Source organism: Dactylosporangium salmoneum, from assembly GCF_039532525.1.
Taxonomy (GTDB): domain Bacteria; phylum Actinomycetota; class Actinomycetes; order Mycobacteriales; family Micromonosporaceae; genus Dactylosporangium; species Dactylosporangium salmoneum.
On sequence record NZ_BAAARV010000086.1, the window covers coordinates 119,788 to 136,222 of the forward strand.

The window sequence follows — 16,435 nt, forward strand, 5'->3', positions numbered from 1 at the left end:
CGTGCAGGACCTGACCGCCACCGATGTGATCGCCACCAAACGCGACGGCGGAGCACTGACCGATGCCCAGATCGACTGGGCCATCGCCGCCTACACCAACGGCACCGTTGCGGAAGAACAGATGGCGGCGCTGCTGATGGCGATCTACCTCAACGGCATGAGCCCGAGAGAGATCGCGCAGTGGACCCGCGCCATGATCAACTCCGGTAGGCGCGTCGACCTGTCGCGGCTACCGAGACCCACCGTGGACAAACACTCGACCGGCGGCGTCGGCGACAAGATCTCCCTGATCCTCGTGCCGCTCGTGGCCGCGTGCGGCGCCATCGTCCCGCAGATGGCGGGCCGCGGCCTCGGCCACACCGGCGGCACGCTCGACAAGATGGAGTCGATCCCCGGATGGCGCGCCGATCTGGCCGTCGAGGAGTTCGTGCGACAGCTCGACGGCGTCGGCGGAGCCATCTGCGCGGCGTCGGAGGACCTTGCGCCGGCCGATCGCGCCCTGTACGCGCTGCGCGATGCCACCGCGACCGTGGCATCCATTCCGATGATCTCCGCGTCGATCATGAGCAAGAAGATCGCCGCGGGCCCGCGCAACCTGGTGCTCGACGTGAAGGTGGGCACCGGTGCCTTCATGACAGAGGCCGGGGCCGCTACCGAGCTTGCGCACACCATGATCGACCTCGGTGCGGCGCACGGCGTCAGCGTCTCCGCCTTGTTGACGGACATGTCCACCCCGCTCGGTCACGCCGTTGGCAATGCCGTCGAAGTGTCCGAGGCGCTCGACGTCCTCGCCGGGGGCGGCCCGGCGGACGTCGTGTCGCTCACCCTGGCGTTGGCCGACGAGATGCTGCGCCTGGCCCGCGTCGACGCCGATCCGGCCGCGGTCCTGGCGTCGGGCAAGGCGATGGACACCTGGCGGGCCATGGTCCTCGCCCAGGGCGGCGATCCGGACGCCGCACTGCCCGCGCCGCGCCATGTCGAACGCGTCACGGCAGCAACGGACGGCCGGGTCGACACGCTCGACGCGATGCAGGTTGCCCGGGCCGCATGGCGACTCGGAAGCGGTCGGGCTCGGAAGGAGGACGCCGTTCAGGCGGCCGCCGGAGTCGTCTGCCTGGCCAAACCCGGCGACCCGGTCACGCGCGGCGCGCCACTCTTCGAACTGCGGACCGACACGCCTGACCGCCTCGACGCGGCGATGCGGGACCTCGCGACCGCGGTCACCATCGCCCCGGCCGGCGAACCGAGCCACGCCGGCCGTGAGCTCGTCCTAGCAACCATTCGTCACGACGAACCGACGCGATAGGCATTGGAGCACGCATGGGCGTGGTACGCGCAGCAGTAACCCAGGTCGCCTGGACGGGCGACAAGGAATCCATGATCGCCCGGCACGAGGCACTGTCCCGCGAGGCGGCCGGCCAGGGCGTGCAGGTCATCGGGTTCCAGGAGCTGTTCTACGGGCCGTACTTCGGCGCCGTGCAGGACCAGAAGTACTACCAGTACGTCGAGCCCATCCCCGGGCCGACCACCGAGCGGTTCCAGGCGCTGGCCAAGGAGCTGCACCTGGTGATCGTGCTGCCCATCTACGAGGTGGCCAACGAGGGCGAGTACTACAACACGGCCGCGGTGATCGATGCCGACGGCACGCTGCTGGGCAAGTACCGCAAGCATCACATCCCGCACCTGCCGAACTTCTGGGAGAAGTTCTACTTCCGGCCGGGAAACCTGGGGTACCCGGTGTTCGACACGGCGGCCGGCCGGATCGGCGTCTACATCTGCTACGACCGGCACTTCCCGGAGGGCTGGCGCGAGCTGGGGCTGAACAACGCGCAGATCGTGTTCAACCCGTCGGCGACCAAGCCGGGCCTGTCCAACCGGCTGTGGCAGCTCGAGCAGCCGGCCGCGGCCGCGGCCAACCAGTACTTCGTCGCGGCCAGCAACCGCATCGGCCAGGAGGTCGGCGAGTTCGGCGCGGACGCGCCGCACTTCTACGGCTCGTCGTACTTCGTCGACCCGCGGGGCAACTACGTCGGTGAGGTCGCCTCCGAGGACCACGAGGAGCTCGTGATCCGGGATCTCGAGCTCGACGAGATCACCAAGGTCCGCAACGACTGGCAGTTCTATCGCGACCGGCGGCCGGACTCCTACCGGCGGACAGTCATGCCCTGAGGAGTACAGATGCCTGACGTGATCATCAAGGGCGGCACCGTGGTGTCGTCCACCGGCAGCAGCCTCACCGATGTCGTCATCGACGGCGAACGGATCGCCGCACTGCTGGCTCCCGGCGTCGCCGACACCATCGGGATCGAGCCGGCGACCACGATCGACGCCACCGGCAAGTACGTGATCCCCGGCGGCATCGACGCGCACACCCACATGGAGATGCCCTTCGGCGGCACGTTCGCCTCGGACACCTTCGAGACGGGCTCGCGGGCGGCCGCGTGGGGCGGAACGACCACGATCGTCGACTTCGTCGTGCAGGCCCACGGGCAGCGGGTGCAGGACCAGGTCGCACGCTGGCACGAGAAGGCCGCCGGCGCCTGCGCGGTCGACTACGCGTTTCACCAGATCATCGGCGACGTGAACGACGAGTCGCTCAAGGCCATGGACGAGCTCATCGCGGAGGGCATCACCAGCTTCAAGCTGTTCATGGCGTACCCGGGCGTGTTCCTGTCGAGCGACGGCCAGATCGTGCGGGCCATGCAGACCGCGGCCCGCAACGGCGGGCTGATCATGATGCACGCCGAGAACGGCTCAGCCATCGACGTGCTCGTCCAGCAGGCCCTCGCACGCGGTGATACCGGCCCGTACTTCCACGGCGTCACGCGGCCGTGGCAGGCCGAGCAGGAGGCCACCCACCGGGCGGTCATGCTGGCCGACCTCACCGGCGCGCCGCTCTACGTCGTGCACGTGTCGGCCAAGCAAGCGCTGGCCCGCATCGCCGAGGCCCGCAATGCCGGCCAGAACGTGTTCGGCGAGACCTGCCCGCAGTACCTGTACCTGTCGCTGGAGGAGCAGCTCGGCGCCCGGAGCGAGCGGTGGGGCGACTTCGAAGGGGCCAAGTGGGTCTGCTCGACGCCGCTGCGGGCCCGGGCCGAGGGCCATCAGGACGAGCTGTGGCGGTACATCCGTACCGGTGACGTGACCACGGTGTCCACCGACCACTGCCCGTTCTGCATGAAGGATCAGAAGGAGATGGGGATCGGCGACTTCGCCAGGATTCCCAACGGCATCGGCTCGGTCGAGCACCGGATGGACCTGCTCTTCCAGGGCGTCAAGGACGGCCGGATCTCACTCGAACGGTGGGTCGACGTGTGCTGCACCACCCCGGCCCGGATGTTCGGCCTCTACGGCAGGAAGGGCGTGATCGCGCCGGGCGCCGACGCCGATGTCGTCGTGTACGACCCGAACGGTCACACCTCGATCGGCATCGGCGAGGGCCGCACCCACCACATGAACATGGACTACTCGGCCTGGCAGGGCTGGGAGATCGACGGGCATGTCGACGTGGTCCTGTCCCGCGGTGTCGTGATCAAGGACGAGACCGGCTACGTCGGGTCCAAGCGCCACGGCCGCTTCGTCAAGCGCGAGCTCTCGCAGAACCTCATCTAGGAGGACCGGTGGATTTCGGGATTGTGCTGCAGAACGATCCGCCAGCATGGCGGGTGGTCGACCTCGCCCAGCGGGCCGAGAACTACGGGTTCTCGCACGTGTGGACGTTCGACTCGCACCTGCTCTGGCAGGAGCCGTTCGTCGTCTACTCGCAGATTCTCGCGGCCACGCACCGGGTCACGGTCGGGCCGATGGTGACCAACCCGGCGACCCGCGACTGGACGGTCACCGCCTCGCTGTTCGCGACGCTGAACCACATGTTCGGCAACCGTACGGTCTGCGGCATCGGGCGGGGCGACTCGGCGGTGCGGGTGATCAACGGCAAGCCGGTCACGCTGGCCGAGCTGCGCGCCGCCATCGGGGTGATCCGGCCACTGGCCAACGGGCAGGCGGCCGACTACAAGGGCAACCAGCTGCGCTTTGCCTGGGGGGAGCAGTCCCGGCTGCCGATCTGGGTCGGCGCCTACGGCCCCAGGATGCTCGCCCTCACCGGCGAGATCGCCGACGGGTTCATCCTGCAACTGGCCGACCCCGACATCACCGCCTGGTCGATCCGGGCCGTCCGCGAGGCCGCCGCGTCCGCCGGCCGGGATCCGGAGTCGATCACGATCTGCGTGGCCGCGCCGGCGTACGTCACCGACGGGTCGGCCGGCGGGTTGGCCTGGGGCCGAGACCAGTGCCGCTGGTTCGGCGGCATGGTCGGCAACCACGTCGCCGACATCGTCGCCCGCTACGGCGCCGACGGAGCCGCCGTCCCCAAGGCGCTGTCGGACTACATCGCCGGTCGCGGGAGCTACGACTACAACTCGCACGGCAAGGCGGGTAACGCGCACACGGACTTCGTCCCCGACGAGGTGATCGACCGGTTCTGCCTGATCGGCCCACCGGCAGCGCAGGTGGAGCGGCTGGAGCAGCTGCGCTCGCTCGGCGTGGATCAGTTCGCGCTGTACCTGCAGCACGACGCGAAGGACGCAACCCTGGCCGCCTATGGCGAGACCATCATTCCCCGGATCAACCTCAGGCCGACGGCACAGACGGCCGGGCCGGCGCAGCAACGATCCCTGGTGGAGGTCGATCGGTGAGTACCACACCGCCGAACGTGCCCGGGATCGACTGGGTATCGCTGCGAGCCGCTGCCGTAGCGGTCATGGCCAGAGCCTATTCTCCCTACACGAACTTCCCCGTCGGCGCGGCCGCGCTCGTCGACGACGGGCGGGTCGTCGTCGGCTGCAATGTAGCCAACGCCTCCTACGGGCTGGGCTTGTGCGCTGAGTGCGGCCTGGTCTCGGCGTTGCACGCTTCCGGCGGCGGCCGGCTGGTGGCGTTCGTGTGTGTCGATGGCGAGGGCGAGCTGCTCATGCCGTGCGGGCGTTGCCGGCAACTTCTCTGGGAGCACGGAGGCGCGCAGCTACTCGTCGCGACTCCGGATGGGCCCCAGCCCATGACGGCGATTCTCCCATGGGCCTTCGACGCGACGCGTCTTCGCGTGTCGGCCGAAGAGCCACACCAGCACGGGTAGTCAATCCCGGCCGTTCGTTCCCCGTCCGGGTCCACCAGGGCCTCGACCTGGACGGGGAGTTGTCCCGCCGTCTCCACCCGGGCAGGGTCGCCGCCAGACTCCGTGTCTCGCGCGGACAACGTTCGCGGACGTCACGCCTACCCGGTGACGTCGATCGCGCAGCGAAAGCCGGTGTGGCCGGTCGAGGAGTCCGGGCTGTTGTGCGTCCGGGCCGCGACTCGGTAGCGGTTGCAGTAGGAGACGTGGCACAGATACGAGCCGCCGCGCACGACGTGGTCGGCGCCGTCCTCGGGACCCCGCGGGTCGATGCGGGTGGCGGCGCTCTCGGCGTGGTGCCAGGTGGTGCTCCACCGGTCGGCGCACCACTCCCAGACGTTGCCGGCCATGTTGTACAGGCCGTATCCGTTGGGGGCGAAGCTGTCGACGGGCACCGTGCCGACATCGTCGAGATCGCCGCGTCCGTAGCCGGGAAACGCGCCTTGCCAGATGTTGCAGCGCCGCCGCCCTCGTGGCGCCAGCTCGTCACCCCAGGGGTAGGTCGCGCCGGCCAGGCCGCCGCGCGCGGCGATCTCCCATTCGGCCTCGGTCGGCAACCGGCCGCCGGCCCAGGCGGCGTATGCGACGGCATCGTGCCAGGAGACGTGCACGACCGGGTGGTTCGCCAGCCGGCCGTTGCTCGAGCCTCGGCCCCGTGGGTGGCGCCAGTCGGCACCGCGAACGCCGCGCCACCACGGGGCCTCAGCAACCCGCGCGTCGATCACGTCAGCCCGGGCCTCGGGGGGCACCAGCGACCAGAACACATAGGACCACCCGTAGCGCTCGGCGTCGGTCACATGACCGGTCGCCTTGACGAACGCGGCGAACTGCCGATTGGTCACGGTGAACCGTCCGATGCCGTAGCCGGAGACCGTGACCGCGCGCGCCGGTCCCTCGCCGTCGCCCGGGTTCGCGTCGGGGTCGTCGCCGCCGACCAGATAGCGCCCGCCGGACACGGTTACCGCGTCGCGGATGCCGGCAGGGCGGCGGGACGCGTGAGGGGATCCCGCCGGCGGGCGGCCGGCCGCCGGCTCGCGCACGTCGTCCGGCGCGGGCGGCCGGGCCGGGCCGCAGCAGCTGATGTCGGGGGACGTCATCGGCCGGCCGCCGGCCGCCGGATCGCCGAGCGGATGAGCTGGTCGCGGGACTGATGCAGCCCGCGACCGCCGGCGTAGCCGCTCATTGAGGGCCCCCATTTCGACTCGCCGGACAGGCGCTGCTCATGAGCAGTGGTTGGAGGTCCAACCTATCGCGTCGTCATCCCTCGCTCAAGCTCGCGGGAGCGCCGGCTCCCTCGCTCAAGCTCGCGGGAGCCGGCGTGACCGCCGGGTCGAAGGAACGGGCCGCACCGCACCACCTGGCCGATCGAGCCTCGCCCCGGCCCCGCGACGACAGGGCCGCTACGGTGCTTCGACGATGAGAATGGCCCGCTCGGGGCATGCGGCCGCCGCGTCCTCGGCGTCCTGGCGAAGGTCGGGAGGGATCTCGTCGACCAGCCCGACGGCGATGCCGTCCTCGCGGAGATCGAAGAGCTGGGACCAGCCGAAGAAGCACAAGCCGTGTCCTTTGCAGGCGACCGTGTCGATGCGCAGATGAGCCATTCCTGCCTCCAAGTGTTCTCGATGCAACGACATTCAGGCCGCCCGCTGAGCGCTCACCTGAACGGCCTCGTAGCCCCAGATGACGAATGCGTTCGTGTGCTTCGGCTCGCTCACCAGCCGCAGGTCGGGGCACAGCTCGCGGATCAGGCTGAAGCTCGCCTCAAGCTCGATGCGCGCCAGCGGTGCGCCGAGGCACGCGTGGATACCGCCGCCGAAGTTCACGTGGCGCGATGCGTTGGCCCGGCCGATGTCGAGCCGTTCGGGATGGTCGAAGACTCGTGGATCGCGGTTCGCCGCGCCGTAGAGCATCGCGACCTTGGCGCCGAACGGGATGGCGACGCCGCCGATGGTGATGTCCTCGGTGAGGGCCCAGCGCTCGAACATCTGCAGCGGCGGGTTCCAGCGGATGAGCTCCTCGATCGCCTGGCGCGGCTCAACCTCGCCGGCGAGGAGCCGCTGCCACTGGTCGGGGTGCGTCAGCAGCGCGGCGATCCCGTTGCCGGTCGTGTTGACCGTCGCCTCGTGGCCGGCGTTGAGCAGCACGATGACCGTCGAGATGATCTCTGCCTCGCTGAGCGTGTCGTCCTCGTCGTGGACCGACACGAGGGCCGAGATCAGGCCGTCGCGCGGGCTTCTCCGCGTGTCGGCGATGAGCTCACGTATGCACGCCACGAAATCCCGCGCCGCCTGATCGGCCTCGGCGGCGTGCTGCTCGCTGGTGTCGACCTCGTACATCCGCACCATGCTGTGGGCCCAGTCGAGGAAGAGCTGCTCGTAGCTGCGGTCGGCGCCGAGCAGCTCGCAGATGATCGATATCGAGTACGGCATGGCATAGTCGTGCAGCAGGTCGAAGCTGGCGCGTTCGCGCAGCGGCGACAGCAACTCGGCGGCGCGCTGCCGCGCCGGCTGCCGGAGGTCCAGCACGCGCCGCGGGGTGAACGCCGCGGACACCAGGGAGCGAATCCGGTCGTGCGCCGGCGGTTCGAGCTCCAGCAGGCTGAAGCGCTCGGCTTCCCAGAAGTTGACCCAGCGCGGGTCGCGTGGCTGCGCGGAGATCTGCTCGGGCGTGTACATGTGGTCGAAGACGCGGCCGAGCCGCGCCTCCCGCTGGCATGCGCGGACGTCCGCATGCCGGGTCACGATCCACTTGTCGATCGCCGGCGCGTACGCCACCGGGGTGTCGCTCTCGCGGACCGCGTCGAGGATCGGGTACGGGTCGGCGAGAAACGCGGGGTCCGTCGGGTCGAATGCGATTGTCGGAGCCGTCGGCTCGGTCAAGGTCATCTCCTCTGGTGGCCGGCGGCGAGGCCGGGTTCGGGCGGTGAGGCCGGAGGCGCCGGTGGCCGTTCCTCCAGGCACTGGGTCTGGATCGTGCGGCGGGCCAGCATGGCGTCCTTGGGCGAGTTGATGGCCGTGCAGCCGATCAGCCGGCCGTCGAGCCAGTGCGTGCTGACGTGGCCGCCCTCGTCGCTGCGCTCGACGACGGTCGCGCTGCCGGGCAGCCGGCGGCCGACGAATTGCAGCTTCAGCCCGAGCTGGTCCGACCACACGTACGGCACGTGCGTGAACACCTGTCCGGGCTGCCCTGTCATGGCGAAGAGCGCGGCGTTCGTCCCGGCCCGCTCGCCCTGCTCCCGCGCGGTCGTCCAGTGTTCGATGCGCATGGCCTGGCCGTAGAGCGGGTTGGTCCAGCGGACCGCGTCGCCGCACGCGTAGACACCGGCAGCGCCGGCGCGCAGCCGCTCGTCGGCGACGATCCCGTCCGTCAGCTCGATGCCCGAGCCGTTGAGCCAGTCGGTGGCGGGCCGCACCCCGATGCCCGCGACGACCGTGTCGGCGGTCAGCTCGCTGCCGTCGTCCAGGAGTGCAACGAGTGCCGCTCCCTGCCGGCGCACAGCGTGGACCGATCGGCCGCATGCGATGGCGGTGCCGGCTGCCCGGTGGCGCGCCAGGAGATAGTCGGCGGCCGGACTGCCGACCAGCGGCGCGAGCGGCGCTGGTGCGATCTCGACGACCGTGACGTCGACCCCATGGGCGCGAGCGGCGGAGGCCACCTCGAGACCGACGAATCCCGCGCCGATGACGAGCAGCCGCTGCGCGAGGCGCAGCGCGGCGGCCAGCGCGCGCGCATCGCCCAGCCCACGCAACACATGGACCGGCGCATCGTCGACAGCGAACGGGAGGGGTCGGGGCTCGGCTCCGGGGGCCAGCACCATTGCTTGGCACGCGTACTCCGTGCCGTCGGCCAGCCGGATTCGGCGCGCGGCGACGTCCAGGCTCGTGGCGGCCACGCCGGTGCGCAGGGTAATCCCCAGTCGCCCCCAGTGCTGGGGCTCGCGCAGGCGGTACGACGCCGGCTCGGCGCCGTCCGCGGCGGTGGCCGGCGACAACGCCTGCTTGGACAGCGGTGGCCGGTCGTAGGGCTCGTGCGGCTGCGCTTCGATGAGCCACACCGGGCCCTGGTACCCCGCGCGCCGGACGGCGTCGGCCGCCGCGACACCGGCGACCGATCCGCCGACGATCGCGATCCCGCTTTGTTCGCCAGCATCGCCGTGCCGGCTCGGTTCCGCCATCGGGGCCTCCTCGGATCGCCCGCGATGCACCCATCGCCGGTCGTCTCGCGGTCAGTGGACCGCATCCATGGGGGTTCACCATAGGTCGCCGCGAAGTCATGGGTCAAGCGCTTGACGTGTTGACTTCATTGGGGTTTCCGGCATCGAATCTGGTGCAGGCGGAGGAGGCCGGCGCCTCGGTTGTCACCTGTCGTGATCGTCAGGCGGTCAAGCCGCGGACGGCGGGTGGACCTCCTGGAGCCCAGGTTCGCCGTGAGGATTGACGACGGCGGTCCTGGCTAGTTCGCTGTCGAGCGCTGCAGCTCTCGGTGCGCGTTCGGTGATGGGGCGGTGACAGCCCTAATGCGTCGGGGCGGCGCCGGTCGAGTCGCGGAAGACGACTTCGGTGGGCAGCACGGTGGGGAGCGCCTGGGCGGGCTCGCCGTTCAGGATGCCGCGCACCTGCGCGGCCGCCATTTCGCCAAGGAGCTGTGAGGGCAGGCGGACGGTGGTCAGGTTCGGTTCGATGACCGTCGACAACGGCTGGTCGTCGGCGCCGGTCACGGAGACGTCACGCGGCACGGCCACCCCGACGTCGCGCAGCGCGGCGATGGCGCCGAACGCCTGCAGGTCCGAGCCGCAGGCGATGGCGGTGACGCCGGCGTCCTTCCAGGTCGGCCAGTGCGCCGCGACAGTCGCGCGAGCGACGGCGGCATCGATGGCGCAGCGCGCCACGGTCGTGCGCGCCTGCGTCGAACCCCGGCGAAACGCGGAGAGCAACGCTCGTCGGCGAACTTCCATGCTCTGTGATCCGGTGTTGCCGTCCAGATACGCCAGGCAGCGGTGGCCATTCGACGCCAGGTGCTGTCCCAGGGCGCGAGCACTGGCGCTGACGTCGAGATCGATACGCGGAAAGTGCGGTTCGCTGCCTGGCGAGTCGAGGACAAGGACTGGGCAGCCGGGACGAAGGGCAGACAGGTCTTCGGTACCGAGCGCGAACACGATGATGGCGTCAGGTCCGAGACGCAGCATCCGTTCGATGCTCTCGGAGGTGACGGCCTGCCCGAGGTCGGTAACGACCGTCAGCAGGTGATACTCGGGGTTGAGCCGGCTCAGCAGTCCGTGTTGCAGGCTGGCGAAGAACGGAGTGGTGTTGTCGGGAGCGATGAAGCCGATGATGCCGGTCTGGCCGGTGGCGAGGCTCTGGCCCCGCCCGTCGATTCGGTAGCCCAGCTCGCGGGCGGCGGCGAGAACGCGGTCCCGGGTGGCCTGGTTCGCCCGGCCCGCGTCCTTGCCGTTGAGGACAAGCGACACGACCGATGTCGAGACCCCGGCGGCCTCGGCGACCTCGGCCCCGGTGACACGGTCGCGGCTCGATCGTCGCCGACTCGTCCCGACCAACACAACTCCAGTGACGATATTCAGGGCCGCCCACGCGGCTTGACCACCCTATGCAAACAGGCCAACCGAACCGGGACCGGCCCCGCCAGCATACCCGTGCCGGTTGACCGCGCCTCCGCCACGATCTCGCCCCAGCGCCGCCGGGTTTCCCCTCCGGTGCTGGCAGCACGGTCGCACAGGCGTGAGGGCGGCCGGCGCCGCAGCCCCTCGCGGCCGCCGGTGACGCGGGTTCAGGCCGGCTCTGCGGAGCCGATCTCGTCGGCGATGATCGCCACATGGAGCGAGACTCTGATGTCCGCGTCGTCGAGGCTGGCGCCCAGCACCCGTTCGGCCTTGGCGAGGCGGTCGTAGAAGACCGGCCGGGAGATGTGGAGGCTGGCCGCGGCGTCCGACTTGCTGGTCGGGTACATGAGCAGGGCCCGGACCGCCGCGAGCAGGCCGGTGTGCCACTCGGCGTCGTGATCCTTGAGCGCCGTGAGCTCGCGCCGGACGAAGAGCTGGACGCGCTCGTCGTCGTGCAGCATGGCGAGCAGGCCGCGCAGGTGGACGTCGTCGAGCCGGTAGACACCGTCGTGGCGGACGCTTGCGCCCCCGAGCGAAGCGATCACCTGCCGGGATTCTCGCAGCGTCCGGTCGATCTCGGCCGCCCGCGTGGCCGGTCGCCCGGCGCCGACCACGACCTCCTGCCGACGGCGCACCCGCGCGGCGAGCTCGTCGACGACGCGATCGCCGTCGGACGAGGAAGGGAAGGACAGCAATGCCCTGACCTCACCGTCCAGGTCGCTCACCAGGGCCGGCACCCGCAGCTCGTGCGCCGCATGCACGACGGCCGCAGCGATCTCGTCGAGCCGCAGGCCGGGGGTGCTGGTCGCCGCCGGTGAAGTGATCTGCGGGCGAAGGGTGAGCCCGGCGAACTGCCGGCGCACCGTGGGCAGGCCGGCGAGCTGGCAACGTCGGAGCACCTCCTCGGACGTCGGATCGGCGAGCAGCGCGAGGAGCAGCTCATGGTGAGTGCGGCGTACCGCGCTGTCACGCTGCCGGTCGTGGAGCCGGTGCAGCGCCAGGGCCGCGGCCGCCCGCTCGACCATCACCACCTGCCGCGCGGTCGGCGCTGTCCAGCTCTGGACGGCGAGGCGACCCCAGCCGCGGTCCCGCTTGCCCACGCGGGTCACCAGCCAGCCGCGCTCGCTGTCCCACGACGTTCGCCCGTCGAGCGCCATCGACTTCGACGCTGTCGTCCAGTCGGCCAGAACCGCCAGGATGTCTCCGGGTCCGGCCCGATAGTCGAGCACGTGATGCTGCTCGCTCTCGAGGACCACGGCGGCACCTGCCAGCCGCTGGACGGCCGCCAGGATGTCGCCCGGGCCCGCCTCGGCGATGCTCAGCTCGGTGAACGTGTCGTGGACCCGCTGGGCCTCACGAAGCTCCGTCAGCTGCTCGTCGACGATCCGCTCGCCCACGGCCTGGGCAACGGCGGCGAAGCGCACCTCACGGGCCAGCGCGATCAGGGGAAGCTGCCGCTCGTCGCAGGCGGCGGCCAGCGCTTGTGGCAGGTCGCGCCATCGCCGCCCCAGCTCGATCACCAGCCCGGCCGCGCCACTCTCGGACAGGCCGGCCACCATCTGCCGCAGTCCCTCGTCGGTGTCGGGCATCGCAACGCCGGTGCTGAGCAGGAGGTCTCCCTCGCGCAGCAGCGGACCGATGTCGGCCAGCTCACCCGAGTGGACCCACCGGACCGCCGTGTCGAGCCTGGTGGGGCAGGCGACCACACGTGGGCCGGCGCTGCGAACCGCTGGCATCGCCAGTACATCGGCAACGGTCAACACAGCTGTCAGGCTCCTCCGCACCGCTCACCTCGGCCGACAAAATGTCGCCATCCGAGATCCAATCCTACAAAACGACGGGCCGGCTTCGGTACCTCGCACGAGACGATCGGCCCATCGACGTTGAAGGGATGGATTGATGTTCGACACGATCCCGCACTGGAAGGACGGCGCGGCGTTCGACGGCGCCTCCGGCCGGTGGGCCGATGTCACGAACCCCGCCACAGGGAAGGTCTCCGGGAGGGTGGCACTTGCCAGCGCCGAGGACGCCCGGCTGGTCGTGGCCGCTGCGCAGGCGGCCGCCGGCCCGTGGGCCGAGACGTCGCTGGCGCGCCGTACCCAGATCGTCTTCGCCTTCCGCGAGCTGCTCAACCGCCGTAAGGATGAGCTGGCTCACCTGATCACTGCCGAGCACGGCAAGGTCTTCAGCGACGCCCTGGGTGAGATCGCCCGGGGGCAGGAGGTCGTGGAGTTCGCCTGCGGCATCGCCCATCTGCTCAAGGGCGGCCACTCCGAGAACGTCTCCACCGGCATCGACGTCCACTCCAAGCGCGATCCCCTCGGCGTGGTCGGGATCATCAGCCCCTTCAACTTTCCGGCCATGGTGCCGATGTGGTTCTTCCCGATCGCCGTCGCGGCGGGCAACGCGGTCGTGCTCAAGCCGAGCGAGAAGGACCCCTCGGCGTCGATCTGGATCGCGAGACTGTGGCAGGAGGCCGGCCTCCCGGACGGCGTGTTCAACGTGCTCCAGGGCGACAAGGTCGCCGTCGACGCGCTCCTGCAGTCTCCCGACGTGGCCGCCATCAGCTTCGTCGGCTCGACCCCGGTCGCCCAGTACGTCTACGGGGAGGCCAGCCGTCACGGTAAGCGGGTGCAGGCGCTGGGCGGAGCGAAGAACCACATGGTGGTCCTCCCGGACGCCGACCTCGACCTGGCGGCCGACGCGGCCGTCAACGCCGGCTACGGCAGTGCGGGCGAGCGGTGCATGGCGATCAGCGTGCTGGTCGCGGTCGACCCGATCGGGGACGAGCTGGTCGCCCGCATCGCCGAGCGCACCAGGACCCTGCAGGTCGGCGACGGCAGTCCGGGCGCTACCGGGACCGCTGCCAGGGAAGCCGACATGGGCCCGCTGATCACCAAGGCGCACCGCGACCGCGTCGCCGGCTTCATCGCCTCGGGCGAGGCCGCCGGCGCCAAGCTGGTTGTCGACGGGCGTGTCGTCGAGCCCCGTGGTGCGCAGGACGGCTTCTGGCTCGGCCCGACCCTGTTCGACCACGTCTCGCCGGAGATGGACATCTACGCCGAGGAGATCTTCGGCCCGGTCCTGTCCGTGGTGCGGGTGGCCTCCTACGACGAGGCCGTCGCGCTCGTGAACGCCAACGAGTACGGCAACGGGACGGCCGTCTTCACCAACGACGGCGGCGCCGCGCGCCGTTTCGAGCGCGACGTCCACGTCGGCATGATCGGCATCAACGTGCCGATCCCGGTTCCGGTGGCCTACTACTCCTTCGGCGGCTGGAAGCGGTCGCTGCTGGGCGACACCCACGCCCACGGCACCGAAGGCGTGCACTTCTTCACGCGCGCGAAGGCCGTCACCAGCCGCTGGGTCAACCCGGCCGCCCGCCCTGCCGGCGGCCTCGAACTGGGGTTCCCGAAAAATGACTGAGACCACGACCCACCCGGCCCTGTACAGCGACCCCCACCGCACCTACGAGCTGGACCGGGCCCACGTCTTCCACCCCTGGTCGGCCCAGGCGGACCTCGACCCGATCGTCATCACCAGGGCCGCCGGCTCCTACGTGTGGGACCGCGACGACAACCGCCTGCTGGACTTCACCTCGCAGCTGGTCTACACCAACCTCGGCCACCAGCACCCCCGCATCGTCCAGGCGATCCAGGAGCAGGCGGCCACGCTGTGCACCATTGCCCCGGGGTACGCCAACGCGGCACGATCCGAGGCAGCCCACCTCATCGCGTCGCACACCCCCGGCGACCTCGACCGGATCTTCTTCACCAACGGCGGGGCCGACGCCAACGAGCACGCCATCCGCATGGCCCGCCTGCACACCGGCAAACACAAGGTCCTGTCCACCTACCGCTCCTACCACGGCGGCACGCAGCTGGCCGTCAACGTCACCGGCGACCCGCGACGCTGGCCCAACGACAACGGCTCGACCGGCAGCGTCCACTTCTTCGGCCCGTTCCTCTACCGCAGCGCCTTCAACGCCACGACCGAGGAGGAAGAGCGCGACCGTGCGCTCGAGCACCTCGAGCAGGTGATCGCCCTGGAAGGCCCCTCGACGATCGCGGCGATCATCCTCGAGTCGATCCCCGGCACCGCCGGCATCATGGTGCCCCCCGCCGGCTACCTCGCCGGCGTGCGCGAACTGTGCGACAGATACGGGATCGTGTTCATCGCCGACGAGGTGATGGCCGGCTTCGGCCGCAGCGGCAGGTGGTTCGCGATCGAGCACGACAACGTGGTACCCGACCTGCTCACCTTCGCCAAGGGCGTCAACTCCGGCTACGTCCCCCTGGGCGGGGTAGCGCTCAGCGACGCGATCTACCAGACCTTCGCCCGCCGCGCCTACCCCGGCGGGCTCACCTACTCCGGACACCCCCTTGCCTGCGCCGCCGCGGTCGCCACCATCCAGGCCATGCAGGAGGACAAGATCGTGGAGCACGCCGCCTTCCTCGGCGAGGAGGTGTTCGGCCCCGCCCTCGAGCAGCTTGCCGCCAAGCACGACTGGATCGGCGACGTGCGCGGCACCGGCGTGTTCTGGGCCGTCGAGCTGGTCCGGGACCGAGCCACCCGGGAGCCGCTGGCGCCCTACGCGGGCAGCAGCCCCGAGATGGCGGCCCTGCTCACCGCCGCCCGGCGGCGAGGGCTGCTTCCCTTCAGCAACTTCAACCGCATCCACCTGGTACCTCCGCTGACCACCACTGCGCAGGAGGCTCGCGCGGGGCTTCGGATCCTGGACGAGGCGCTGACCGAGGTCCGTGCCCAGTGGATGCCACTGCAGTAACGGGGCAGCACCACCAGGTCCAGACGGTGACATGCCACCAGCATGCTCAACGTCGCGGTACCGACACACGGTTGCCGCCCGGCCGCTGCCGGCCGTACGGTCCGGTGGTGGTCGATGGCGCGGACGCGGCACGGATGCGGCTGCGCATGCGCGTACATCACCTCGCCGCTGACACCGTGCTGCGCCGGGTGCTCACGACGGCCGCACCGCTGCGCCGCAGCCACGTCACGAGGCTGCTGTGGCGGCACACCGGGGTGCTGATCGGCTCCCGGGCGGACCTGTTGCGGATGGGGGCGCTGTTCCGGCTGGCCGCCGTCAGCCCGCACAGCGCCGTGTTCCTGCCGCTGCGCGCGAACCCGCCGAGCCCGTCGGTCGCGTGCTGGGCGGACACCCCGGACCTCGCCGACCTGCTCGTCGTGCGCCGGGACATACCGCTGCGCCCGTCGGCGTGGCCGGCGATCCGGGCCCGGCTGCGGCACGGCCCGGGCCACGGCGCGCTCACCACCATGGTGACGCCCGCTCCCCGCCGGCCGGCGGACCACCGGGACCGGCCCTGGGCGCGGGAGTGGCTGTCGGTCGCCGAGCACGCCCACACCGTGGTGCTGTCGGGCTCCGCCCGAGCGCTGCACGAGGCCGGCGACGAACTGACCTTGTGCGGCAACGAGGTCGCCGTCAACCGCGACATCCGCCGGTACGGCGGCCCGGCGCTGCTCAGCCAGTTCAACGGCCCGGATCGGCACTCCGGCCGCCGCGACGCCTCCTGGGAGTGCATGGTCCTCGCCGAGGACCCGATCTTCCACGGCAGGCGCCGGTCCGGGACCGCCTGAAGCCACGGTCGATGCGCCTACGGGCGGAAAACACGGCG

The 16,435-nt window shown here is 70.7% G+C and carries 13 protein-coding genes and 1 pseudogene; 8 read left to right on the forward strand and 6 right to left on the reverse strand.

Going from position 1 to position 16,435, the window contains the following annotated elements; translation table 11 throughout:
* The first annotated feature begins 1 nt into the window (after position 1).
* The 5 genes and pseudogenes from ABD352_RS43955 to ABD352_RS43975 form a co-directional block, all read left to right on the forward strand.
* Positions 2–1,306 (forward strand): thymidine phosphorylase, encoded by a 1,305-nt coding sequence (locus ABD352_RS43955; RefSeq protein ID WP_344618546.1) that lies wholly within the window; start codon positions 2–4, stop codon positions 1,304–1,306.
* Between the two features lie 14 nt (positions 1,307–1,320).
* Positions 1,321–2,169 (forward strand): nitrilase-related carbon-nitrogen hydrolase, encoded by an 849-nt coding sequence (locus tag ABD352_RS43960; RefSeq protein WP_344618547.1) that lies wholly within the window; start codon positions 1,321–1,323, stop codon positions 2,167–2,169.
* Positions 2,170–2,178: 9 nt separating this feature from the next.
* On the forward strand, positions 2,179–3,612 hold the full coding sequence (gene hydA / locus ABD352_RS43965) for a dihydropyrimidinase (RefSeq protein ID WP_344618548.1): 1,434 nt from the start codon (positions 2,179–2,181) through the stop codon (positions 3,610–3,612).
* An 8-nt stretch (positions 3,613–3,620) separates the two neighbouring features.
* The gene (locus ABD352_RS43970; RefSeq protein WP_344618549.1) at positions 3,621–4,694 is read left to right on the forward strand and encodes a TIGR03842 family LLM class F420-dependent oxidoreductase; all 1,074 of its coding nucleotides are present in this window, start codon (positions 3,621–3,623) and stop codon (positions 4,692–4,694) included.
* A gap of 17 nt (positions 4,695–4,711) precedes the next feature.
* Positions 4,712–5,116 (forward strand): annotated as a pseudogene (locus ABD352_RS43975) (cytidine deaminase); the annotation flags it as partial.
* A 152-nt stretch (positions 5,117–5,268) separates the two neighbouring features.
* Here ABD352_RS43975 and ABD352_RS43980 read toward each other — a convergent pair.
* The 6 genes from ABD352_RS43980 to ABD352_RS44005 form a co-directional block, all read right to left on the reverse strand.
* Positions 5,269–6,264: a formylglycine-generating enzyme family protein gene (locus ABD352_RS43980; protein WP_344618550.1), complete on the reverse strand. Its 996-nt coding sequence runs from the start codon at positions 6,262–6,264 to the stop codon at positions 5,269–5,271.
* Positions 6,265–6,567: 303 nt separating this feature from the next.
* The gene (locus ABD352_RS43985; RefSeq protein WP_344618551.1) at positions 6,568–6,768 is read right to left on the reverse strand and encodes a ferredoxin; all 201 of its coding nucleotides are present in this window, start codon (positions 6,766–6,768) and stop codon (positions 6,568–6,570) included.
* Between the two features lie 33 nt (positions 6,769–6,801).
* Positions 6,802–8,046: a cytochrome P450 gene (locus ABD352_RS43990; protein ID WP_344618552.1), complete on the reverse strand. Its 1,245-nt coding sequence runs from the start codon at positions 8,044–8,046 to the stop codon at positions 6,802–6,804.
* Positions 8,047–8,048: 2 nt separating this feature from the next.
* Positions 8,049–9,341 (reverse strand): NAD(P)/FAD-dependent oxidoreductase, encoded by a 1,293-nt coding sequence (locus ABD352_RS43995; protein WP_344618553.1) that lies wholly within the window; start codon positions 9,339–9,341, stop codon positions 8,049–8,051.
* Between the two features lie 339 nt (positions 9,342–9,680).
* Positions 9,681–10,724, reverse strand: a complete 1,044-nt coding sequence (locus tag ABD352_RS44000; RefSeq protein ID WP_344618554.1) for a LacI family DNA-binding transcriptional regulator — start codon at positions 10,722–10,724, stop codon at positions 9,681–9,683.
* Positions 10,725–10,951: 227 nt separating this feature from the next.
* A complete protein-coding gene (locus ABD352_RS44005; protein ID WP_344618555.1) occupies positions 10,952–12,520 on the reverse strand; it encodes a PucR family transcriptional regulator in 1,569 nt (522 codons plus the stop codon).
* A 163-nt stretch (positions 12,521–12,683) separates the two neighbouring features.
* Between ABD352_RS44005 and ABD352_RS44010 the strand changes: the two genes are divergently transcribed.
* From ABD352_RS44010 to ABD352_RS44020, 3 genes are all read left to right on the forward strand, one after another.
* Entirely contained in the window at positions 12,684–14,210 is a 1,527-nt protein-coding gene (locus ABD352_RS44010) for a CoA-acylating methylmalonate-semialdehyde dehydrogenase (protein ID WP_344618556.1), read from the forward strand.
* Positions 14,203–15,570 carry an aspartate aminotransferase family protein gene (locus tag ABD352_RS44015; protein ID WP_344618557.1) on the forward strand — a complete coding sequence of 456 codons (1,368 nt, stop codon included), beginning with the start codon at positions 14,203–14,205 and terminating at the stop codon, positions 15,568–15,570. Before ABD352_RS44010 ends, ABD352_RS44015 begins: the two co-directional genes overlap by 8 nt.
* A gap of 107 nt (positions 15,571–15,677) precedes the next feature.
* Positions 15,678–16,397 (forward strand): hypothetical protein, encoded by a 720-nt coding sequence (locus tag ABD352_RS44020; RefSeq protein WP_344618558.1) that lies wholly within the window; start codon positions 15,678–15,680, stop codon positions 16,395–16,397.
* The last annotated feature ends 38 nt before the right edge of the window (positions 16,398–16,435 follow it).